Origin of the sequence: Amycolatopsis sp. NPDC101161 (assembly GCF_044768185.1) — a bacterium.
Taxonomy (GTDB): domain Bacteria; phylum Actinomycetota; class Actinomycetes; order Mycobacteriales; family Pseudonocardiaceae; genus Amycolatopsis.
Map to the genome: position 1 here is coordinate 1 of NZ_JBIWPI010000009.1, position 20,659 is coordinate 20,659.

The window sequence follows — 20,659 nt, forward strand, 5'->3', positions numbered from 1 at the left end:
CCGCTATGCCAAACGCGCTGCTTACTACCAGGCCGAGCTGACCATCGCTGCGATTGTGCTCTGGCTCCGATGACTTACAGGACAGCTCCTAGCCGGAGACGGTCTCGCAGGTTCGGGTTTCGTCGAACAACGCTTGACGAAACTGTTGACTTGAACGGGATGTCACGCCCCTTACGGTGACGATCTGCTAGGAGCTCGCCTCGGCAAACGTACGAATTGAGCATCTGACGACGCCGTGTAACGATCGTGCGGGTGAGGTAGCCGCTGGCAAGCGTCAGTCGTCGATCCGGATCGACCAGACGCTGCGGCCGAAGGTGGCGGCGTAGAGGGTCCGGCCGTCACCCGTGATCTTGATGTCCAAAATGGACGTGTTCGGCAGTCCGCGACCCAGGCGACGCCAGTTGCCGCGGCCGTCACGGTTGACGAACACACCGAGGTTGGTGGCCGCGTAGAGCCGTTTCCGCGATGGGTCGTAGGTGATCATCTCGACCGGTGCGTTCGGCAGCCGGCCGCTGATGTTGTCCCACGAGTTCCCGCCGTCGGTGGTTTCCCAGACGTTGGCGGCGAGATCGCCCTCGCGGTAGCCGGAGAACGCCACGAACGCGTGCTTGGCGTCCGTGGGGTCGACGACGATCGCATTGACCCAGCGTGTCGGCAGTCCCTTGCCGGTGAACTCGGTCCACGTCGCGCCGAGGTCCGTGGTCTTCCACAGCCGGCCGGTATCGGTGCCGAGGTAGATCGTGTTCGGGTCGGTCTTCGCCGGCGCGATCCACGTGATCGTCGCGTACTCGTTGCCGTAGAACGGACCCTGGTCGTTCTCGTTCGGCGGTACCGGACCGGTCAGGAAATCGCCGGGCGGGCTGATCCGGGTGAACGTGACGCCACCGTCGGTCGACCGGTCCAGGACGTTGCCCCCGAAGTAGACGACCTTGGGGTCGGTGGGATCCAGCACGACCGGTGCGTCCGTGGTGATGCGGTCGGAGTGCCGGGTGCCGAAGCTGACCGACTGCGAGTTCCCACCCGAGTCCACGTGCCGGTGACAGACACCGACCTGCGAACACTCGTAGTAGACGTTGTGGTCGCGGTAGTCGATCAGCACCTCGTGCCCGTCTCCGCCGCCGTAGGCGTTCCACTGGGTGAGGTCACCGGGTGGGGTCGTCGGTGTCCACGTCCGGACGCTTCCGTTGTCCTGCAGGCCAGTGGCCAGCCGGGTGGGATCGTCCTGGGCCACGGCGAGGTGGTACGACTGGTTGAACGGCTCGTACGTGGCGTGGACCCAGGCGCCCGACGCGCCGTTGGTGTCCGACCGGTAGACGCCACCGTCGTTGCCGAGGTAGATCCGGCCGGTCTTGTTCGGATCCCACTGCATCGCGTGCTGGTCGGCGTGGACTCCGTCGGACACGTGCCAGGTCGCGCCGCTGTCGTTGGACTCCCGCAGGTTGACGTCCGCGGCGAACAGGTGGTTCTCGTGCTGCGGGTCGACCCACATCTTTCCGAACCACCAGGCGTAACCGCTGCCGCCGCCGGCGTGCCCACCCGGCGTGAACGAGTTCCCGCCGTCGTTGGACACGTAGAAACCCTTGTCCGGGCCGTATTGCGTGGCGGAAATGACGTAGACCCGGTTCGGGTCGTTCGGTGCGACGGCGACGCCGATGCGGCCGAGGCTCGGATCGCTGTGCAGCCCGGTGCCGGCCTGGTCGGTCGACGCGGTGCCGATCACGTTCTCCAGCCGTGTCCACGTGTCGCCGCCGTTGTCCGAACGGAACAGCCCGGAGCCGACGCCGCCGTAGACGCGCGCGCCGTTGTTGCGCTGGTGGTCCCACAGCACGGCGTAGATCCGGTTGTGGTTGACGGGGTCCATCGCCAGGTCCACGCCACCGGTGGTCTTGTTCGGCGCCGGGAGCACGAGCCGCCAGTCCCGGCCGTTGTCGGACAGCCGGTAGATGCCACGCTGCTGAGCCGTTCCGGACAGGTTGCCGGTCGCGGCGACGTACACGCGCCGTGGATCCACCGGGTCGGCCAGGATCCTGCCGATCGAGCCGCTGCGGGTCAGGCCCCAGGAGTCCCAGGAACGGCCGCCGTCGGTGGACCGGTACACACCGTTGCCGAAGAACGTCAGGCCGCCGCCGGACGGATTCGCCTCGCCCGTGCCGGCCCACAACGTCCCGTCCCGTCCCATTTCCAGCGAGCCGATCGCCTGCGGCAGCCCGGCCGGCCAGGCCGGCTGGAACGTGGCGGCGGCGTCCGTGCTGCGCCACACGCCACCGCCTGCCGCCGCGACGTACATCGTGTCCGGACGACGGGGGTCGACCACGAGGCCGGTGATCCGCCCACCGACGTTGGACGGTCCGACCAGACGCCAGCCGTTGCCGTTCTCGGGCAAGGCCGCGGCCTGCGCTTCCGCCTGCCGCACCTGATCGTCGGTGACGGTCCGGAACGAAGTGAACTTGTCGTCGAGGTAGTCCGCGGGCGTCTGCGGACCGCCGGCGCCCTCGTCCTCGTCGACCTGACCGCTGTCGGCGTCGTGATCCTCGCCCTCGAGCCCGGTCACGTGCCCGGTCGCCGAGGTCAGCAACACCGCGGCGACCACGGCCACGACGAATATGCCTATGAGCCGTGAAAACCGCCGGAAACCGAACATATAGCGCACCTCGCCCGGGTGACCCTCTGATCAGCAAGGCACGCTAACCCGTTCCAACCCCGGGTGTCATCGGACGATCGACGGAAAATCCAGGCGTGCTCGGCCATTCGGCCCGCGTCGAAAGTAGGCGGAGTCATCATTTCCGATCGATGTCCGAGGCGGGCGTGAAGTTCCCCGAGCCGCCTGCCACCGCGAGGACGGGCATGTCCAGTTCGCGGGCCGCGAGCGCACGGAGGTCCGTGGCGCAGTACTTTGCTGACGAGGACGCGTCGGCGCGAGAGTGCGGTGATCAACTCGTCGGTGGTAGCCAGTCGTCTGTCTCGCGGTGGCGGCCGAGCCCGACGGCATCGAACTCATCGAGGTGCTTGCCCTTGACCGCGCCGAGCCGTCGAAGCGCCCGGGAGATGGGGCTGCCCTCGGCCGGCATCGGCTTTCCTTCGGGAAGGTGCAGGGGACCGAGGACCACCTGACCGTTCTTCCACACCTGCGCGGATTGGGCTCCGATTCCCCCGAAGTAGTCAGCCTCGACGTAGCTGATGGGACCGTCCGCTGAACAAGCGGCCAAGGCGTGACCGAACCCGGCGGGTGCTTTCCAGAACCCTTCGAGCTTCGCCGCTCCGGCGACGGTGACCGCGTCGAACAACGCGTCGGTCATCGGCAGTAAGCAGAGGTGCTGCGCGAGCGGAACGATGCATGCGACGTCCACCGTGCCCGCCAACTTCCGGAGCACAGGCTCGGCCGCGACGACCGCCTGCAGTTGATATCCCATGGCCTCATTCTCGTTGTGGCAGCGCGAGCCTTGACGATCCTAGGAGGCTTGCGGCGCGACTCCGGACGTCGGCACCGCGGCCGGTGCCTCCAGCACGGCGCGCAGGCCGGGGAGAACCAGCTTTCGCCACGTCCCGGCCAACCAGGCCGGGTCGTGGCAGAAGTCGTGCATGACCCACCAGCCCAACAGGCCGAGCGTCGTGTTGGTGTAGTGGTCGACGACCAGGTCGACCGGCAGATCCGAACCGGACTCGGCCAGCGGTTGGCTCAGGTGCTCGGTCAGCACCTGGCCGACCATCCGTTGCAGGTGGCCCGCGACCAGGTTGCCGCCCTGCCGCCCGCACAGCGCCCGGTACACCGTGCGGTGTTCGTAGGCGTGCTCGTAGAGCAGCTCGGCCGGCCGCGCGGTGTCGGTCGGGGACAGCGTGCCGACCGCGTCGCGCAGCTGGCCGAGCATCTCCTCGAAGCAGCTGAACAGCAGCGCGTCCTTGTCCTGGTAGTGCGCGTAGAACGTGGAGCGGACCACGTCCGCGCGGTCCAGGATCTCCCGGACGCTCACTGCCTCGTAGCCCTTCTCCAGCACCAGTTCGATCAACGCCTCGTGCAGCGCGCGGCGGGTGCGCCGGACGCGTCTGTCGTCGGGCATCGCAGCCTCCCGGATTCCGGTCGGTTTCGCCGATCTGTTCGTTTCCGGACAGTCGGCCCGGATCGCACGTTGACGATCGCCTGGTCCCGAACACCATACTCGAACAAGTTGTTCGATATCAGACTGACTGTTCGATGAAGGGTGCGTCATGGTCATGTGGGTACTGGTGCTCGTCGGGGCGGTGGCCACGCCGTCCGTGGCCGCCGTCGCGCTGTATCGCGGTGGGCCGGCCGCCGGGCTGTCGCCGCGCAGATCGGCCGGGGTCGCGGTGCTCGTCGGCGTGGTGTGGGGCGCGTGGGTCGTGGCGAGTGCGGCATTGGCCGCGAACGACGTCTATCACGACCCGGACGCGGTGGTGCCCTGGCTGGGGGTGGCCGCGCTCGGCGCGCTCGTCGCCGCGTTGCTGGCTGCCCGGACTCCGGTGCTGGCGCGCATCCTGGCCGCCTCGGGCACGACGACGCGGCCGGCGTGGCCGCACGCGGTGCGGGTCTTGGGCGTGCTGTTCCTGATCGCCATGGTCCAGGGCACGCTGCCGGCCGTGTTCGCGCTGCCCGCCGGGCTGGGCGACATGGCGATCGGCGTCGCGGCCCTCCTGCTGGCCCGCCGCTGGAGCCGGCGTCGGGCGATCTGGTTCAACGTGTTCGGCCTCCTCGACCTCGTTGTCGCGGTCACGCTGGGTCTGCTCGGCGGTCTCGCGACCCACCCGGTCCTGGCGGTTTCCCCGTCCACGGCGGCCATGTCGCTGCTGCCGCTCGCCCTGATCCCGACCACGGTGGTGCCGCTGGACGCGGCGTTGCACGTGCTGTCGCTGGCCCGGCTGCGTCGCGCGACGCGCTCGGCCACGCTGCCGGTGCCGGTCGTCAGCGGGTGATTCGGCAACGTCGGGTAGCCCGGGGCGCCTCATTCCCGCACCCGGGCCCGGTACGATTCCGCGGCTGAGCGGAAGCGCCGACGGGGGAAGAAGAATCATGGACATCGCTGCGAACGCGGACAGAGTCCGCGTTCACGAACCCGCGCCGCACGTGCCGTCGGGGGCCGAGCCGCTGTTCGCCGGGTACATCCGGCAGCTGACCAGGACGACCGTCCTCCGCACGGGACTCAACTGCGCGCTCGTCGGCTTCGGTGTGCTGCTCGCGCTGACCGAAAAGCGGGGGAGCGGGCTGCCGTACTTCTACTTGACGGTCTTCGGCGCCATCCTGGCGATGTTGTGCTACGTCCTGAACCTGTACCGGCGGGTCCGGCGGCTCTTCGCGGAGCCTTACCACCGGCTGGACGTCGCCCCGGACGGCTTGCTCGTGAAGGGGTCCCGGGTGTCCGTGCGGCTGCCGGACGGGCGGTGGCTGCGGACCCGGCTCTACGACGGGCAGCGGGTGCAACTGGCCGGCGAGCGCCGGTTGTGGGTGCTCGGCACCGGGCGGCGGGTGTTCGTCCGGCTGCCGGGCGCGATGTGGTTGCGGGAGGGGCGGATCGAGGACGCGCCGGTGGCCGGCGCGACGCCCGCGGAGCCGGTCTCGCGCCACCCGACGCCGCCGCGACGCGACCCGGTGCTCGCCGCGCACCGGGCGTTCCAGATCCGGCGGACGCTCGGGTCCGCGGTGACGTTCCTGGCGCTGGGCGCGGCCGGTTTCGTCTTCGTGTCGATCGTGTCGTTCGACCCCGGCAGCATCGCCGGCGCGCCCGCGGTGGGTGGCGTCGCCGGCAGCAGCGCGGTGTTCCTGTTGCTGGGCCTGCTGGTGCTCGTCGGCGCGCTGCGGATCCGCCGCCCGATCACCGAAGACACCTGGGTCGAGCTGCGGGTCGCGCTCGACACGCAGTTCGTGCCGCGCACTCGCGGGGCGACCCGGCTGACCGGCTGGGCCCTGCACCCCGACGGCCGGCAGACGCGGTTCCGGCTCGTGGCCGACGTTTCAATGGCCACGAACGTCGCGACGACCGGGCAGCTGTGGCTGCAGGGTTATCCGCGGCCGGGAAAACCGGTGAAAGCGGGTCTCCCGGGCTATCCCTGCGTGGGCTGGTTTCGCTTGACCTGAGCGCGGCTCAGCTGGAATGCCTCAAGCGATCGAGATCGAGGCCGAGCGACGGAATCGCGCGAAAGGGGCAACAGTGCATCACCGGGTCAGGGAGATGAGTTCGTCGATCGCCGATTCCGGACCGTCGTAGGTGAGGTGGGCGATGGCGTTCGCGACTCGTTGACAACGCACCTCGACGCCTTCGTGCGCGGTGCACGCCTCGGAATCGATCGCGACCAGACCGCGCAACGGTCCGCCATCGAGGACGTTGCCCAGGTGCAGATCGCCGTGCAACAACACAGGCCGGGTCCGGGTGTCCAGCAGCGCCGCGCAGCGTTCGATCGCCCGCCGCCAAGGCGTGAGTCTCGACAGCGGAGCCCGTAGGATCGTCGGATGGCGATTTCACCGCACCGGGCGGGCCCACCCCGACCGTCGGCCTTCCGGGTCCACCTCATCCGCCCGTGACCGAGCCCGAAGGCATCCCTTCTCCTGGGCGGCGGAAACCGCCGTACCGCGCGGTTTTGGGCACCCGGGTCGCCCTCGGGATCCTGCTGGCCGGGCTTGTACTCGCGGTGGCCGTCGGCCTCGGCGCAGTCGCTGTCCAGCAGTACGAGAACGACGTCCGCGGACGAGCGCTGGAGGCGCCCGCCGTGGTCACGGAGCGGGTCGACATCCGCGGCGGCTACAACGTGCGCGTCCGGTTCGTCACGGCCTCGGGCCAGGACGTCGTCGCGCTCCTGTCCGACTTTCCTCGTGATCCCGGCTTGCGCCCGGGGGAAGAGCTGCGCGTCCGCTACGACCCCGAACGGCCGGACCGGACGCTCTGGGACACCCGAGAGCCCCTGGACTTCTCCGGCTCCCGCAACGAGATGGTGGGCCTGGCTGCGGTGCTGGCGATCGCGGCCATCACGTTCTTCGTGTATACGCGCCTTCGGCAGCCCTGAGCAACCGAGCTGGTTGCGAGGCGGGGGTCGGTCGCACCGACTCGTTCGGCGGCGCCGTATGCGACGGGCGCGAACTCGATCCGGCTGAGCACAATTCAGCTCCCACGGCGAGAAGACACTTACGCCGGGATGAGGTCCGGCTCGGCGCTCAGCCAGGCGATGGCTCAGCCGCTCAAAGGCGTTGCGTTGTCGGGAATCGGCTGATCCCGAAGGCCTGATCGCACACGGGCGTCACATCCGACCGGGCACAAGACCGCCGGCGACTCACGAACCGGGACCGAAGCAGGGCGCGGTGATCTGCCTCAGTGCCCACTGCGGTCAGCGTCCGCTGACCCGTGACACTGCCGTTCCGGGATTGGCGTGCGCGCTGGCGCGGATGGCTGCCGACTTGGGTTGACGTCGCCTGAGCGAGACGCCACCGGCGACTGGCGTCTGATCGGCAACAGGGACTGAGGCGCTAAGGTGTTGTCTTGCGGCCGGTATTTGGTTGCCGGCCCGTGCGGCGGGGCCGTCCTCGTTCGTGAGTCGCCGCAGCCGGCGCGGCCGCCGACGCGGCGGTGGACGATCGGGCGACGGAGTTGCAGAGCACCGTGGCGAGCCGGACGTACGTCCAGCGCCGTCCGGGACCCTGGCTTTTGGTGGGCTGGCCGAATTCGAGCCAGCTAGCCCGAAGGTTGCTGGTGATGCTCCGCCGCGTCGGGGCGTGCGGTGCGGCGCAGCGCGCCCGGAGTCAGGCCGAAGTGCTTCTTGAACATCCGGCTGAAGTGCGCCGGGTCGGTGATGCCCCATCGCTGGGCGATGTGGTTTACCGTCTCGTCCACTGTGGCCGACGTCAGGTCGCGGTGGGCGGCCTGTAGCCGCTTCTCCCGGAGATAGCCGACGACTGTTGTGCCGTCGTTGGCGAAGATCCGGTGCAGGTAGCTCAAGGAAAGATTGCATGCCGCCGCGATATCCGCCGGAGAAAGGCTTGGGTCGCCCAGGTTGCGGACGATGAACGATTTCGCCATGGACAGGTGGACCGCCGGCGGGCTGCCGGCGACCCCGTCCTCCGACAGCAACGCGACGTACATGCTCACCATGGCTTGCTGCAAGGCCAGTTGCTGGCTCGGAGAGGTCTCCGAGTCCTGCCGGGCCATCGAAGTGAGGAGGGCGGCCGCCGCGGGGCCGACGCCCTCCTGGGAGGAGAAGACCCGGGCGGTGTGTTCCTGCTGCACCCTCTCGGACAGCGGGAGGAGCCGCTTCGGCAGAAGGCAGATCGTGAACTGGAACTCGTCGCCGGTCCGGAAGCGGAACGCACGGGAGCTGTCGTAGAGCAGCAGGTCACCCTGGGTCAGAGTCGCCGTCCGGCCGTCCTGTTCCACGACTGCCTCGCCGCGGTCCTGGAGCAGGAGGTGAAGGACGCCGGGGTCCTCGGCGCGGATGTCGCTGGTCCGCCGTTCGAACGTGTGCCGGGTGGCGCGGATCCGCCGCAGCCTGGTCTCCGCGACGCCGCCGCCGGCGACCCGTCCGCGCAGTGCGGTGCCGACCGGCTCGACGGCGAGCGGCACGAACTGGTCGCACACGCTCGAGCGCCAGTAGTCGACGCGTTCCGGGGGAGGCCGGTCCGCGGCATCGATCTGCACCGCACCTGACATGGGGTAACAGTGCGTCGTGCCCCGAACCTTGTCAACTTTTCTGCACCTCCGTGCCCTCGGATTGACTCTCGCTACCCAAGGCCGCTCCGGGTTGTTGACCCGCTCGCGCCGGGGGGCATTTGATCCCGGGCAGCGACCCGCCGACCTTGACGAGGAGAAATCATGGAGCTCCCCTCCCGCAGTGAGATCGAGGGCCTCGCCGACGAGTTGAGACTGGGGATCGGTCCCGGAGACCTCGACGTGTACCACGCGGCGGCAACGGGCCTCTTGGGCTCGTGGGAGGTCGTCGAGAGCCTGTACGACGCCGAGGTGGCTCCCACAGCCCCGGAGCGGGCGTGGTCCGAGCCGGCCGAAAATCCCCTGGGCGCCTGGTACGTCACCACCGAGCTGACCGGACGCCCGGACGGACCTCTGTCCGGGCGGCGGGTGGCGGTCAAGGACAACGTCGCGGTCGCCGGGGTCCCGATGATGAACGGGTCGGAGACGGTCCGGGGCTTCGTCCCGAAGGTCGACGCGACCGTCGTGACGCGCCTGCTCGACGCGGGAGCGACCATCACGGGCAAATCCGTGTGCGAGGACCTCTGCTTCTCCGGCGCCTCGCACACGGCGAAGACCGGGCCGATCCGCAACCCGTGGGATCTCGACCGCACAAGCGGCGGTTCGTCGAGCGGCAGCGCCGCCCTGGTCGCCGCCGGCGAGGTCGACCTGGCGATCGGCGGCGATCAGGGCGGCTCGATCCGCATTCCGGCGTCTTTCTGCGGGGTCGTCGGGCACAAGCCGACCTTCGGGCTGGTGCCCTACACCGGGGCGTTCCCGATCGAGCAGACCATCGATCACCTCGGCCCGATCGCGCCGACGGTCGCCGGCGCCGCGGCCATGCTGACCGTGCTCGCCGGTGCGGACGGCCAGGACCCCCGGCAGCCGGCCGGCGTCACCGGCGTCGACTACGTCGCCGCGCTGGAGCAGCTGGATCGTGGCGTACGGATCGGCGTGGTGGCCGAGGGCTTCGACCAGGCCAACTCCGATCCCGGAGTCAACGCCGTGGTCCGGCGGGCCGTCGAAAGCCTGACCGCCGCCGGGCACGTGGCCGAGGAAGTGCCGATCCCGTGGCACAAACACGGCGCGGCGATCTGGGACGTCATCTCCGTGGAGGGCGCGACGTGGCAGATGGTGCAGGGCAACGCCTACGGGCTCAACTGGAAGGGCACCTACGACCCGGACCAGATGGCGTTCTACGGCCGGCAATGGCGACGGGACCCGTCAGCGTTCTCGGAGACGGTCAAACTGGTCGCGCTCGGCGGCACGTACGCGTTGCGGAACGGCTACGGCGCGGGCTACGCGAAGGCCCGCAACCTCGAGCGCGTCCTGGCCGCCGCCTATGACACGGCTCTCGCCACCTACGACGTCCTGGTGATGCCGACGCTCCCGATCACCGCGAGCCTGATCCCGCCCCCGGACGCGCCGGTCGAGGAGATCATCGGCCGCGCCCTGGAGATGGTCTCCAACACCGCGCCCTTCGACGTGACCGGTCACCCCGCCTGCTCGATCCCCGCCGGCCTGTCCGGCGGCCTTCCGGTCGGACTGATGGTCGTCGGCAGGAAAGACGACGACGCGGGCGTGCTGGCCGCCGCCCACGCCTTCGAGCGCACGCTCGGAACTTTCACCGCACCCCAGTACCAGAAGGAGTTCAGCGCATGAACGGAGTGTTCGACCTCGCCGGCACCGACGGTGTCGGCCCGGTCATCGTCCCCGGCGAGGAGCCGGTCTTCCGCGCCGAGTGGGAGAAGGCCGTGTTCCCGATGTTCGCCATGTGCTTCCGGGCGGGCTTCTTCGGCGTCGACCAGTTCCGCCACGGCATCGAGCTGATCGACCCCGCCGTGTACCTGAAGTCGCCGTACTACGAGCACTGGGTTCACACCGTCGAGCACTTCGGCGAGCAGCTCGGCAAGCTCGACGTGGCCGAGCTCGACCGCCGGACCGAGTACTACCTGGCGAACCCGGACGCCCCGCTGCCCGAGCACGCCGACGACCCCGACCTGCTCGCGTTCGTCGAGGCTGTCGTTCCGACCGGTGCGTCCGCCAAGCGCGAGTCGGGCAAGCCGGCCCGGTTCACCGTCGGCGACGTCGTCCGGGTCGACCGGTCCGCGCCCAAGGGCCACACCCGCCGGGCCCGGTACATCCGCGGCGCGGTCGGTCAGGTGGTGCTGGCACACGGCAGCTTCATCTACCCCGACACCGCGGGCAACGGGCTCGGCGAACACCCCGAGCACGTCTACACCGTCCGGTTCACCAACGAAGAACTGTGGGGCGCCGACCACGCCGAGCCCAACGGATCGGTCTACTTCGACGTCTGGGACCCCTACATCGAGCTCGCCACCACCGCCGAAGGAGCGCACGCATGAGCGCGAAGATCCGTACCCAGGAGGAGATCGCCGCCCGCGTCAAGGCGCTGGAGTCGATGCTCATCGAGCAGGGGGTCATGACGACCCAAGCCATCGACCGCATGGTCGAGTTGTACGAACACGAGGTCGGGCCGCAGCTGGGCGCCAAGGTCGTCGCCAAGGCGTGGAGTGACCCCGGGTTCAAGGCCCGGCTCGTCGAGGACGCCAGCGAAGCGTGCAAAGAGCTCGGGATCAGCGGCCTGCAGGGCGAAGACATGGTCGTGGTGGAGAATAGCGACACGGTGCACAACATCATCGTCTGCACCCTCTGCTCCTGCTACCCGTGGCCGGTGCTCGGCCTGCCGCCGAACTGGTACAAGGACCCGCAGTACCGCGCGGCCATCACGCGGGAGCCGCGGAAGGTGCTGCACGAGGCGTTCGGTTTCGACGTTCCCGACCACGTCGAGGTGCGGGTGTGGGACTCCAGCAGCGAGATGCGCTACTGGGTGCTGCCGCAGCGCCCGGCCGGCACCGAGGGGTGGACCGAGGAGCAGCTGTTCGCCCTGGTCACCCGTGACTCGATGATCGGCGTCGGCCCGGTCGCCGAGGTCGCCTGATGTCCGCCGTGACGACCCTTCCGGCGCCGTACGCCGGCGCTGCGGTCCTGAGCGAAACGCGACGGGAAGTCGAGCAGCTCGTCTGCGGGATGCCCGGCGGCGAACCGGGTTTCGACCACCCGTGGGAGATCCGTGCGTTCGCCATGGCCGTGGCCGCCCATCGCCGAATCGGTTTCGACTGGGCGGAGTTCCAGGGCGCGCTGATCGCGTCCATTCAGGACTGGGAGCGCGCCGGGTCGGCGGGTGCGGTCCCGTGGTCCTACTACGAGCACTGGGTGTCCGCTCTCGAAGTCGTGATGGCCGAGGCCGGCGTGCTCGACGCGGCCGAACTCGACGTCCAGGCCAGGGAAGTCCTGGCGCTGCCGGCCAACCGCAACCACCACGAGGCGCACACCGAGCCGATCGCCGTCGATCCCGCGCGCACCGTTCCCGCCTGACCCGGAAGGAAACACCATGACACAGCGCATCGCCGTCGCCGGCGGCAAGCTCGCGACCACCAACCTCGGCATCGTGCTCACCGTCCTCGCGCTGCTGGGCGTGCTGTTCCTGTTGCAGGAAAACGGGTTCGCCCTCTCCGCGCAGGCCGCCCACTACCTGCACGAACTCACCCACGACGCGCGCCACGCCCTCGGCGTCCCGTGTCACTGAGCGGCGGGGGACAGCTGATGGACACCGTTCCGATCGGCCGCACGATCGGCTACGGCGCTCTCGCGGGCGTCGTGGCCGGCGTGGCCGGAACCGCAGCCATGTACTGGCTCGTCGAGCCGTCGATCCGGGCCTCGATCGCCATCGAGGACGCGGAGGCCGAAGGGCACAGCGGCCATGCGCACGCCACGGCGGAGGTGGTGACCCGGGACCAGCAGGTCTCCTTCGGCCTGGCCACCGTGGTGGTCGTCGGAATCCTGATCGGCATCGCGTTCGCCCTGGTCCACCGGTTCCTCCGGGCGAGGCTGCCCGGCAGCGGCTCGCCCGCGGCGTCGGTGATGGTGCTGGCCGGACTCGGCTTCGTCTCCTTCACCTTGGCCCCCGCCCTCATCGTCCCGGCGAACCCACCCGCGGTCGGCGACCCCATGACCGTCGATGCCCGCACCCTCACCTACCTGGGGGCCATCGTGGGCGCCGTCGTCCTGGTGGCCGTGGTCACCGGCGTCGCGCGCGCCAAGACCCTGTCGCAGGGAGCGCGCGCGGCGGCGGCCACCGCCGTGGGGATCGCCGGAACAGCGGTGCTGTTCTGGGCGCTGCCGGACGTCGCCGACCCGGTGCCGGCGACCGTCCCTGCCGAGCTGATCTGGCACTTCCGCGTCGCCTCGCTGGCCCAGATCGGGGTGATGTGGGTGGTTCTCGCCGCCGTTTTCGCGTTGCTGACGTCCGCCCGCCCGCGGCTCGCCCTGTCCGCGAGGCCACAGCGCGCCCAGGCCGGGTGAACGCGTCCGGGCCGCGGATCAGGATGTGCCGCGGCTGCTGCTGCGGAACCGTCCGCAAGCACCCGGACGTCGACCACGAAGGCATCGCCGACGTCCTCGAGACCACGATCGGTCCCGAAGCACAGCTCACGCGCGTCGACTGCCTGTGGGCGTGTGATCTGTCGAACGTCGTGGTCGTGAACCCGGCCTCCGATGCCCGCCGGGCGGGTGCCCGGCCGGCTTGGGTCGTGAAGGTCAACACCGTCGAACGGGCGCGTGCCGTCGCCGACTGGGTGCGCCGCGGTGGCCCCGGCCTCGCCGAGCCACCGGAAGAACTCGGCGAGGTGCTGTCCGCGGCCGGGCTCCGGCGCGTCAATCCACCCCGCCCCTGACAGCCCAGAACACTTCGTCAAGGAGAAGCACGATGGAATCCGCGATCGACACCCACCTGCAGTGCCCGCGCACCCTGACGCGCCGGGTCCCCGACGACTACCAGCCGCCGTTCCCGATGTGGGTGGCCCGCGCCGGCACCGGCCTGCAGCAGGTCGCGATGGCCTACCTCGGTGTCCAATATGGACGTGACGAGCAGCGACCGGCCGCGCTGGCCGCGCTCCGCCACATCGTCGGCACGTTCGAGGGTGCGAACGGCCCCGGTCACCACGACCTCACCGACCACGTCGACAACTCCGGCCACCACAACCTCATGGCCGTCGGCTACTGGAGCGACCCGGCCGCCTTCTGCCGCTGGCTGCGCTCCGACGAGGTCAAGGGCTGGTGGGACTCCGACGAGCGGCTGAGCGAGGGCCTCGGCTACTTCAGGGAAGTCGTCACCCCGCGCGCTGAGCAGTTCGAAACCCTCTACGCGTTCCAGGACGACCTCCCGGGTGTCGGGAGCGTCATGGGGGAGATCAGCGGCGAGATCAGCGAGCACGGCTACTGGGGTTCGATGCGTGACCGCATCCCGCGGTCGCAGACCGACTGGTTGCAGGCCGCCGGGGAGCTCACCGTCGTGTCCGGTCACCCGGCCGAGGGCGGCCGGGTGGTGGTCCGCGGCCACGACAACATCGCCCTCATCCGCTCGGGCCAGGACTGGCGGGACGCCGGCGAGGAGGAGCGCTCGCTCTACCTGGACGAGCTCCTCCCGGCCCTCGAGGAGGGCATGGATTTCCTCCGGGACAACGGCGAAACCGCCGGCTGCTACAGCAACCGGTTCGTGCACAGCATCGACCTGGACGGCAACGAGCTCGACGAGAGTTACAACATCGGCCACTGGCGGTCGCTGGAACACCTCGAGCGGTGGGCCGAGTCCCACCCGACCCACCTGCGGATCTTCGTCACGTTCTTCCGGGTCGTCACCGGCCTGGAGAAGCTGCGCCTGTACCACGAGGTGTCGGTGTCCGACGGCCGGGAGCAGATCTTCGAGTACATCAACTGCCACCCGCGAACCGGCATGCTGCGCGACGCGCGCCTGCCCGCCGGCGCCTGACCGGCTTCTCCGGGCCGGATTGCCTTCCGCGCCCGGCCCGGAGACGCCCTACCCCGTGTCCCCATGCGCGACGACCGCCCGCCTCGAGGAGCCCGCCGATGAGTACCCCCACCCCGCTGCGACGTCCGCGAGCGGTCGTCGACCTCCGCGCGGCCCGCGACCGGTTGCGCGACCTGCGGACGTCCTACGACGAGGCCGTGGCGTCGTTCCGGTGGCCCGACGTCGGCCCCACGTTCAACTTCGTCCACGACTGGTTCGACGCCTTCGCGCGCGGCAACGACCGGCCCGCGCTGGTGATCACCGAAGAGGACGGGCGCCGCGGCGCGTACACCTTCGACGAGCTGGTCACCCGCTCCGAGCTGGTCGCGGCCCACCTCGCCGGCCACGGAGTACGGCCCGGCGACAGCGTCGTGGTGATGCTCGGCAACCAGGTCGAGCTGTGGGAAAGCATGCTGGCCGTGATCCGGCTCGGGGCGGTGATCATGCCGACGACCACGGCCGTCGGCCCCGCCGAGCTGGCCGACCGCCTCGACCGGGGGCAGGCCAGGGCGGTCATCTGCAACCCCGCCGACGCGCCGAAGTTCGGCGAGGTACCGGGCAGCTACCTCCGCTTCGTCGTGGGCGGAGCCGTCGACGGCTGGCTCGACTACGCCGCGGCGTACGACACCGCTCCCGGCGCGGTTCCCCATCCGGGCAATGCCAGTACGGCGCGGCTGCTGCTGTACTTCACCTCCGGTACGACCAGCCGGCCGAAGCTCGTCGAGCACACGCACGTGTCCTATCCGGTCGGGCATCTGTCCACGATGTACTGGCTCGGCCTGCAGCCGGGCGACGTCCACCTCAACATCTCCAGCCCGGGGTGGGCCAAACACGCCTGGTCGAACTTCTTCGCGCCTTGGCTCGCCGAAGCCACCGTCTACGTCTACAACTACGGTCGTTTCGATCCGGCGGCTCTTCTGGAGCACATTCGCGTCGAGGGCGTCACGTCGTTCTGCGCTCCGCCGACGGTGTGGCGGATGCTGATCAACGCCGACCTGTCCGGTGGTCGCGGCCGGTTGCGAGAGGTGATCGCCGCCGGTGAGCCGCTCAACCCCGAGGTCATCAGCCAGGTCGAGAAGCACTGGGACCTGACGATCCGCGACGGTTTCGGCCAGACCGAGATGACCGCGTGCGTCGCCAACACCCCGGGCCAGGGAGTCAAGGCCGGCTCGATGGGCCGGCCGCTGCCGGGTGTCCCGGTCGTCGTGGTCGACCCGGTGACGAACACCGTCGTCGAGGGTCCCGGCGAGGGAGAAGTCTGCCTGGACCTCGCGCAGCGGCCGCTGACCCTCATGACCGGCTACCTGGGTGACGCCGAGCGCAACGCCGAGGCGATGGCCGGCGGCTTCTACCACACCGGCGACGTCGTCTCCCGCGACGAGGACGGCTACCTCACCTACATCGGCCGCACCGACGACGTCTTCAAGGCTTCCGACTACAAAGTCAGCCCGTTCGAGCTCGAGTCGGTGCTGATCGAGCACCCGGCGGTCGCCGAAGCGGCCGTCGTGCCGGCACCCGACCCGGTCCGGCTGGCCGTCCCGAAGGCATACGTCGCACTGGTTCCCGGCCACGAGCCCGACGCCGAGACAGCGCGCTCGATCCTCGCCTACGCCCGCTCGCACCTGGCGCCGTATCTGCGGGTACGCCGGCTGGAGTTCTCAGAGCTCCCCAAAACCATCTCCGGCAAGATCCGCCGGGTCGAGCTGCGCCGACGCGAAATCGAGGCGCGAGACAACCGGCAGGCCGGAGAGCACCGCGACGACGACTTCCCCGATCTGAAGAGTTGACCGCGCAGGCGGGTTTCGCCGGCGCGACCTGCGCGACGATGCTCTTCAGCCCTTGGCCAGCCCCTCGAGCAGCGCCGCCGAGAACTCCTTCGGCTTCTCGATGTGCGGGCTGTGCCCGGTGTCGGCGATGACCACCTCGCGGTAGTCGCCGCCCGCCGCCGCGTAGTGGTCGAGGACGGCTCTGGTCTGGGCGACCATCGGCTGCGCGGGATGGGTGGCCTCGCCCGGCCAGCCGGGCACCGCGCCGAGCCGGCCGAGGTGGGCGAGGTCGAACATCGAGGTGTCGGACACGATCTGGTCGTCCGCTCCCCGCACCCAGAGGATCGGGGGCTTGCGCTCGATCGCGTCGAGGTCGTCGAGGCGGAAATGGCCGGGCGCCATGGTGTTGAGCACGCCACGGGTGCCCGGCGCGACGCCCGGCCACGCGTCGGTCGTGGTGAAGTCGCCGGGGTAGTGGTCGTCGCCGACCCGGGTGGTGAGCATCGACTCGACGAGGTCGTCGAGGCGGGCGGGGTGGAACGGCGGTTTGACGTAGAAGGCCAGCAGCACCTGTCGCGGGGAGAACGGCGACTCGTCCGAGGCGTCGCCGTCCTTGAGCCGGGCGACGAAGTCCGGGTTGCCGCCACCGCCACCCGAGCCGGCACCCGTCGCGTCGACCAGCTCGCCGTCCGCGCCCTTGGTGCCGCCGAAGCCGTAGGGCGAGACGGGGTTGACCAGTGTCACGGTGCGCGCGAGCGCGGGGTGCTCGCGCAGCAGTTGGAGGACCACGCCGCCGCCCATGCTCCAGCCGACCAGGTGCGCGGCGCCGACGTCCAGCGCGGCCAGCGTGGCGGCCACATCGTCGGCGTAGTCGCGCACGCCCCGCGTCGCGTCCACCGGCAACGGATCGGTGCCGCCGAATCCGCGCAGGTCCACCGCGATCGGGCGGTACCGCCGCGGCAGGTCGAGCATCGATTCCTGCCAGAAGGCCGAGGACGAGACGTTGCCGTGGATGAACACGACCGGTTCGCCGTGCTCCCGGCCGGCCACCTCCAGCACGTGTGTGGTCAGCCGCTCGGTCGGCACCTTCGCCGACGTGATTCCGTCGAGGAGTGTGGTCACTGTCGTCCCTTTCACGCCAGCCAGCTCGTCACCTGGGACATCGACGCCGACGCCCAGCCCAGCTGCAAGTGGTTCACCGAACCGACCAGCGCGGTCGCGGCGAGGTGGCCGATGCCCGTGCTGTCCAACGCGCTGGCCACGAACACGATGCCGTCACTCGGGCCCCGGTTCTCGTTGAACACGCCGACGATGGTGGGCGAGCCGCCGGCCAGCAGGTACACCGAGACGCTTGCCGGGGTGCCGGCGGACTGGATGGCGGAGATCATCGACCCGGCGTCGATCGCGGCCTGGATGCCCGTCCCGTCGGTGTAGAAACCCTGGCCGCCGTAGTAGGTCGTGTACCAGTCCTGCTGCGAGCCGTCCACGCCGAACGTGCTGTCGAAGCGGGCCAGCATCTGCCGCTGCCCGGGGTAGGTGTCCCAGCCGGCGGTGGGGGTGATCGACAGTTCCGGGTGGTAGGTGTACGCGCCGTAGCAGGTCATCCTGGTGTGCGGGCTCGGCGCGTTGATGTTGACGCCGCACTCCGGCCAGATCGACAGGTCGTGCGCGTAACCGTGCGCGAACGGGTAGTCGTAGCCACCGTTCGGGCCGCCGAGGGTGATCAGCTTGCGCACGTCGCCGGCGTAGGCCCGTCCCCACGGGGGCTTCACCGAGGACACGTACATCCGGGTGGACAGCTCGCCCTTGCTCCAGCCGACCAGATCGACCTGGCTCACACCCAGCCGTGACTTGATCAGCGCGATCGCGTCACCGACCTGCTGTGCCTGCTGGCGGTTCTCGCCCTGCTTGTGCGCGAAGCCGATGGCGAACACCCGGTACCCGCGCGAGCTGAGGTACTGCATCAGCCCGGTCGACGGGCACGTCGCCGAACCGCACCCGAAGCCGCCGGACTCGTTCGGATTGGCCCAGGCCCGGTCGGGATTGTCGTTGGCGCCGTGCACCAGCAGCACCGGCGTGGCTTTCGCGCCGGTCGACCACCCGGGGGCGGAGTACAGCAGGAACCGTGACGAGGACGGCTGCGCCACCCCGCCGAAGAAGGTCAGCCGCTGCCCGTCCTGGTTGCCCCGCCCGTCCGGCGGATACTGCTCATCGGCGAATCCCGGTGTGGTGTCGCGGTAGCGCTCCACCTTGGCCCACCCGTTGGCGACGGTGCTGAACGTCGCCTCGTTGGTCAGATAGGCGGGAGCGGCCGCGGCAACCGGCGGCGCCGGCGCGGCGACCTCCACACCGACGACGATGGCGGCAGCGGCCACCAGGCTGAGCAGGCGCACGACGGGCTCCTCACGACACCGGGGGAACTCCGCAACTATCGGCCACCGGAGGGGCCGGAGCAATGTGCGCCGGCCACGCCCCGCGCGCCTCGGACATGGTCGCGGGCACCACATCGAGGGGTGCGGTCACGGGTCACCGAAGGTGCTCGGTCCAGGGTGCCTCGGGTGAGGGGCGGCCGCTTTGAACACGCAAACGTGGAAGATTTCCCGCAGGGAGGCAGCTCACTCAAGCTGCAGGTCAGTGGCGAACTTCAGTGTGGGGTTATAGATCAACTCGGTCCGCTGATTCGCACGAAAGCCCCACCGATACGGCTACCGATCGGACCGTTCGGTTCTGCAGCCGCAAGCTGGCACTTGTGCTGCTAGCCATGGGCGCGGCACAGCGAGCGACTGCTTAGCGTCGCGGAGAGTGCGCCGTGTGTCGGAGCTGGCCTGCAACGTTCCGAAGTGAAGTTGCTGCGCTCTCCGACGGTGATCTGGCGTGCACCGCGGAGTCGCCGCGCGGTTCGACTGCTCTCGGGGGATCGGCCGCGGGCACTGCTCGTCTCCAACGGAGCTGATTCTCGGAGTTAGATGCGAGAGTTGACTGCGGTTGGGTCGTCGCTTCGACGTCGTTCCGGGACGGGCCCACGAGCTGCAACCGGGCTGTCGTTCCGGCGGGAGGAGTGGAATGCCTCGACAACCACCTTTGAGATTCGACCCTGATCGCACCTCGTACCCATTCTGTCGAGCCCATGCGCGGATGTCGTGAGTGCCGTGTAGTCCGTGTTCGCCTTCGGTTCCTGCGTCGTGCTGTCGGTCGGCTGTCCTACAGCGACCTTGATGCGGCCACCGCCGGTGCGGCGAGCGACTGCCACGTAAGGCTCGATCGCAACGCGCCGGCGTTCGCGATCTCGTAGGACACGCCGCCGAGTCCGAACGGGACAGTCTGGTCGGCGTGGCTGCCGTCTGTGCCATCGGAGATCTCGATAGAGATTCGCTTGGCCATGTCTCCATCCTTCTTTGAAACGGGGCAGGTCGGCGGGCATGCCCTGTTGACGAGGCTCTTTGTATTTCTCTTGAGTTGGAGTTGAACCATCAACAGTGACAAAGGAGAAAGTGATGGAGACCGAGATGGACGTGGAGTGCCCCGACGGTGGCGCGGCCGCGATCCGGGAACTTGCTGCGGCGGTCCGTGCGACTGTGCCGGAGCCGCCGGAAGACCCGGACGCGCTGCTCACCGCTGAGCAGGTCGGGGAGCTGCTGCAGCTGTCGCCGAGGACCCTGAAGGACCGGGCTGCCGCCGGGGCGGTGCCGCATCACCGGTTCGGCAAGCACTACCGGTTCACCCGGTGCGAGCGCGGCGCCTGTGAAGCCGCCTCGGCAGCGGTTGTCCGTTCAGGACGTTGCTCAGGACTTCCGCGCCGCGTGAGGCGGGCGGAGTACAGAAAGAAGGAGTGAAGGATGGCCCACGGCCAGGAAGAGCCCGGCGCGGGTGAGTGGCGTGCCCGGTACAAGCGTCCCGATGGGACGTGGGGAAGCCGTTCAGGGTTCCCCACCAAGAAAGCAGCCGAGGACTGGGGCCTTGAGCAGGAGGCGCTGATCCGGCGGAACCTGTGGCTGCACCCGCGGGATGGCGAGACCCGGTTCGAGGACTTCGCCGAGGACTGGCGGGAGGCAGTGGCTCCGCGGCTGGGGCTGAACACACTGGCGAAGTACCGGTCGTTCCTCGACAGTCAGCTGCTGCCGCAGTGGAAGGCGTGGTCGTTGGTCGCGATCTTCAACAGCTTCGTCGAGATCGAACGCCGGCTCTCGAAGCTGCACGAGGACTATGCCGAGTCGTCCTGGTGGGTACGCCGGCACGGGCGCTGCGGGCAGCGATGCGGCTCTACGAACTTGGTCTCGGGATGTCGGGGTTCGTGCTGTGCCTGATGGACTTCTATACCGGCGCCC

At 69.5% G+C, this 20,659-nt stretch carries 22 protein-coding genes; 14 read left to right on the top strand and 8 right to left on the bottom strand.

Annotated features, from left to right (window positions below):
- Positions 1 to 274: 274 nt before the first annotated feature.
- The 3 genes from ACIRSS_RS48545 to ACIRSS_RS48555 form a co-directional block, all read right to left on the bottom strand.
- The gene (locus tag ACIRSS_RS48545) at positions 275 to 2,596 is read right to left on the bottom strand and encodes a WD40/YVTN/BNR-like repeat-containing protein (protein WP_400908849.1); all 2,322 of its coding nucleotides are present in this window, start codon (positions 2,594 to 2,596) and stop codon (positions 275 to 277) included.
- A gap of 334 nt (positions 2,597 to 2,930) precedes the next feature.
- Positions 2,931 to 3,410, bottom strand: a complete 480-nt coding sequence (locus ACIRSS_RS48550) for a hypothetical protein (protein ID WP_400908852.1) — start codon at positions 3,408 to 3,410, stop codon at positions 2,931 to 2,933.
- A gap of 39 nt (positions 3,411 to 3,449) precedes the next feature.
- Positions 3,450 to 4,055: a TetR/AcrR family transcriptional regulator gene (locus tag ACIRSS_RS48555; protein ID WP_400908855.1), complete on the bottom strand. Its 606-nt coding sequence runs from the start codon at positions 4,053 to 4,055 to the stop codon at positions 3,450 to 3,452.
- A 148-nt stretch (positions 4,056 to 4,203) separates the two neighbouring features.
- On the opposite strand from ACIRSS_RS48555, the gene ACIRSS_RS48560 reads away from it, so the two are divergent.
- Both ACIRSS_RS48560 and ACIRSS_RS48565 read left to right on the top strand, forming a co-directional pair.
- On the top strand, positions 4,204 to 4,926 hold the full coding sequence (locus ACIRSS_RS48560; RefSeq protein ID WP_400908858.1) for a hypothetical protein: 723 nt from the start codon (positions 4,204 to 4,206) through the stop codon (positions 4,924 to 4,926).
- A 97-nt stretch (positions 4,927 to 5,023) separates the two neighbouring features.
- Complete coding sequence (locus tag ACIRSS_RS48565; RefSeq protein ID WP_400908860.1) at positions 5,024 to 6,085, top strand: hypothetical protein; 1,062 nt, start codon at positions 5,024 to 5,026, stop codon at positions 6,083 to 6,085.
- A gap of 78 nt (positions 6,086 to 6,163) precedes the next feature.
- On the opposite strand, the gene ACIRSS_RS48570 is transcribed toward ACIRSS_RS48565, so the two are convergent.
- Complete coding sequence (locus ACIRSS_RS48570; RefSeq protein ID WP_400909522.1) at positions 6,164 to 6,451, bottom strand: phosphotransferase; 288 nt, start codon at positions 6,449 to 6,451, stop codon at positions 6,164 to 6,166.
- A gap of 74 nt (positions 6,452 to 6,525) precedes the next feature.
- On the opposite strand from ACIRSS_RS48570, the gene ACIRSS_RS48575 reads away from it, so the two are divergent.
- Positions 6,526 to 7,008 carry a DUF3592 domain-containing protein gene (locus tag ACIRSS_RS48575; RefSeq protein ID WP_400908863.1) on the top strand — a complete coding sequence of 161 codons (483 nt, stop codon included), beginning with the start codon at positions 6,526 to 6,528 and terminating at the stop codon, positions 7,006 to 7,008.
- Between the two features lie 662 nt (positions 7,009 to 7,670).
- On the opposite strand, the gene ACIRSS_RS48580 is transcribed toward ACIRSS_RS48575, so the two are convergent.
- Positions 7,671 to 8,642 carry a helix-turn-helix domain-containing protein gene (locus tag ACIRSS_RS48580; RefSeq protein WP_400908866.1) on the bottom strand — a complete coding sequence of 324 codons (972 nt, stop codon included), beginning with the start codon at positions 8,640 to 8,642 and terminating at the stop codon, positions 7,671 to 7,673.
- A 162-nt stretch (positions 8,643 to 8,804) separates the two neighbouring features.
- Here ACIRSS_RS48580 and ACIRSS_RS48585 point away from each other — a divergent pair, with 162 nt between their 5' ends.
- The 9 genes from ACIRSS_RS48585 (at position 8,805) to ACIRSS_RS48625 (ending at position 16,355) form a co-directional block, all read left to right on the top strand.
- Complete coding sequence (locus ACIRSS_RS48585; RefSeq protein WP_400908868.1) at positions 8,805 to 10,340, top strand: amidase; 1,536 nt, start codon at positions 8,805 to 8,807, stop codon at positions 10,338 to 10,340.
- Positions 10,337 to 11,044 (top strand): nitrile hydratase subunit beta, encoded by a 708-nt coding sequence (gene nthB / locus ACIRSS_RS48590; RefSeq protein ID WP_400908872.1) that lies wholly within the window; start codon positions 10,337 to 10,339, stop codon positions 11,042 to 11,044. Before ACIRSS_RS48585 ends, nthB begins: the two co-directional genes overlap by 4 nt.
- Positions 11,041 to 11,640, top strand: coding sequence for a nitrile hydratase subunit alpha (gene nthA / locus ACIRSS_RS48595; protein WP_400908875.1), 600 nt, complete (start codon positions 11,041 to 11,043; stop codon positions 11,638 to 11,640). The genes nthB and nthA overlap by 4 nt, the downstream gene beginning before the upstream one ends.
- The gene (locus ACIRSS_RS48600; RefSeq protein ID WP_400908877.1) at positions 11,640 to 12,077 is read left to right on the top strand and encodes a nitrile hydratase accessory protein; all 438 of its coding nucleotides are present in this window, start codon (positions 11,640 to 11,642) and stop codon (positions 12,075 to 12,077) included. The genes nthA and ACIRSS_RS48600 overlap by 1 nt, the downstream gene beginning before the upstream one ends.
- Positions 12,078 to 12,093: 16 nt before the next feature.
- Positions 12,094 to 12,288 (top strand): CbtB-domain containing protein, encoded by a 195-nt coding sequence (locus ACIRSS_RS48605; RefSeq protein WP_400908880.1) that lies wholly within the window; start codon positions 12,094 to 12,096, stop codon positions 12,286 to 12,288.
- 17 nt (positions 12,289 to 12,305) lie between these two features.
- The gene (locus ACIRSS_RS48610) at positions 12,306 to 13,064 is read left to right on the top strand and encodes a CbtA family protein (RefSeq protein ID WP_400908882.1); all 759 of its coding nucleotides are present in this window, start codon (positions 12,306 to 12,308) and stop codon (positions 13,062 to 13,064) included.
- Positions 13,065 to 13,087: 23 nt separating this feature from the next.
- Positions 13,088 to 13,435: a hypothetical protein gene (locus ACIRSS_RS48615; RefSeq protein WP_400908885.1), complete on the top strand. Its 348-nt coding sequence runs from the start codon at positions 13,088 to 13,090 to the stop codon at positions 13,433 to 13,435.
- Between the two features lie 32 nt (positions 13,436 to 13,467).
- Positions 13,468 to 14,529: a phenylacetaldoxime dehydratase family protein gene (locus ACIRSS_RS48620; RefSeq protein ID WP_400908888.1), complete on the top strand. Its 1,062-nt coding sequence runs from the start codon at positions 13,468 to 13,470 to the stop codon at positions 14,527 to 14,529.
- A 98-nt stretch (positions 14,530 to 14,627) separates the two neighbouring features.
- Positions 14,628 to 16,355 carry an AMP-binding protein gene (locus ACIRSS_RS48625; RefSeq protein ID WP_400908891.1) on the top strand — a complete coding sequence of 576 codons (1,728 nt, stop codon included), beginning with the start codon at positions 14,628 to 14,630 and terminating at the stop codon, positions 16,353 to 16,355.
- Positions 16,356 to 16,400: 45 nt separating this feature from the next.
- On the opposite strand, the gene ACIRSS_RS48630 is transcribed toward ACIRSS_RS48625, so the two are convergent.
- The 3 genes from ACIRSS_RS48630 to ACIRSS_RS48640 form a co-directional block, all read right to left on the bottom strand.
- Entirely contained in the window at positions 16,401 to 17,456 is a 1,056-nt protein-coding gene (locus tag ACIRSS_RS48630) for an alpha/beta fold hydrolase (protein ID WP_400908894.1), read from the bottom strand.
- An 11-nt stretch (positions 17,457 to 17,467) separates the two neighbouring features.
- Positions 17,468 to 18,727: an esterase/lipase family protein gene (locus tag ACIRSS_RS48635; protein ID WP_400908897.1), complete on the bottom strand. Its 1,260-nt coding sequence runs from the start codon at positions 18,725 to 18,727 to the stop codon at positions 17,468 to 17,470.
- Between the two features lie 808 nt (positions 18,728 to 19,535).
- Positions 19,536 to 19,715, bottom strand: coding sequence for a histone-like nucleoid-structuring protein Lsr2 (locus ACIRSS_RS48640; protein WP_400908899.1), 180 nt, complete (start codon positions 19,713 to 19,715; stop codon positions 19,536 to 19,538).
- A gap of 113 nt (positions 19,716 to 19,828) precedes the next feature.
- On the opposite strand from ACIRSS_RS48640, the gene ACIRSS_RS48645 reads away from it, so the two are divergent.
- Positions 19,829 to 20,167, top strand: coding sequence for a helix-turn-helix domain-containing protein (locus ACIRSS_RS48645; protein WP_400908902.1), 339 nt, complete (start codon positions 19,829 to 19,831; stop codon positions 20,165 to 20,167).
- Positions 20,168 to 20,170: 3 nt separating this feature from the next.
- Positions 20,171 to 20,638, top strand: coding sequence for a hypothetical protein (locus tag ACIRSS_RS48650; protein WP_400908905.1), 468 nt, complete (start codon positions 20,171 to 20,173; stop codon positions 20,636 to 20,638).
- Positions 20,639 to 20,659 lie beyond the last annotated feature (21 nt).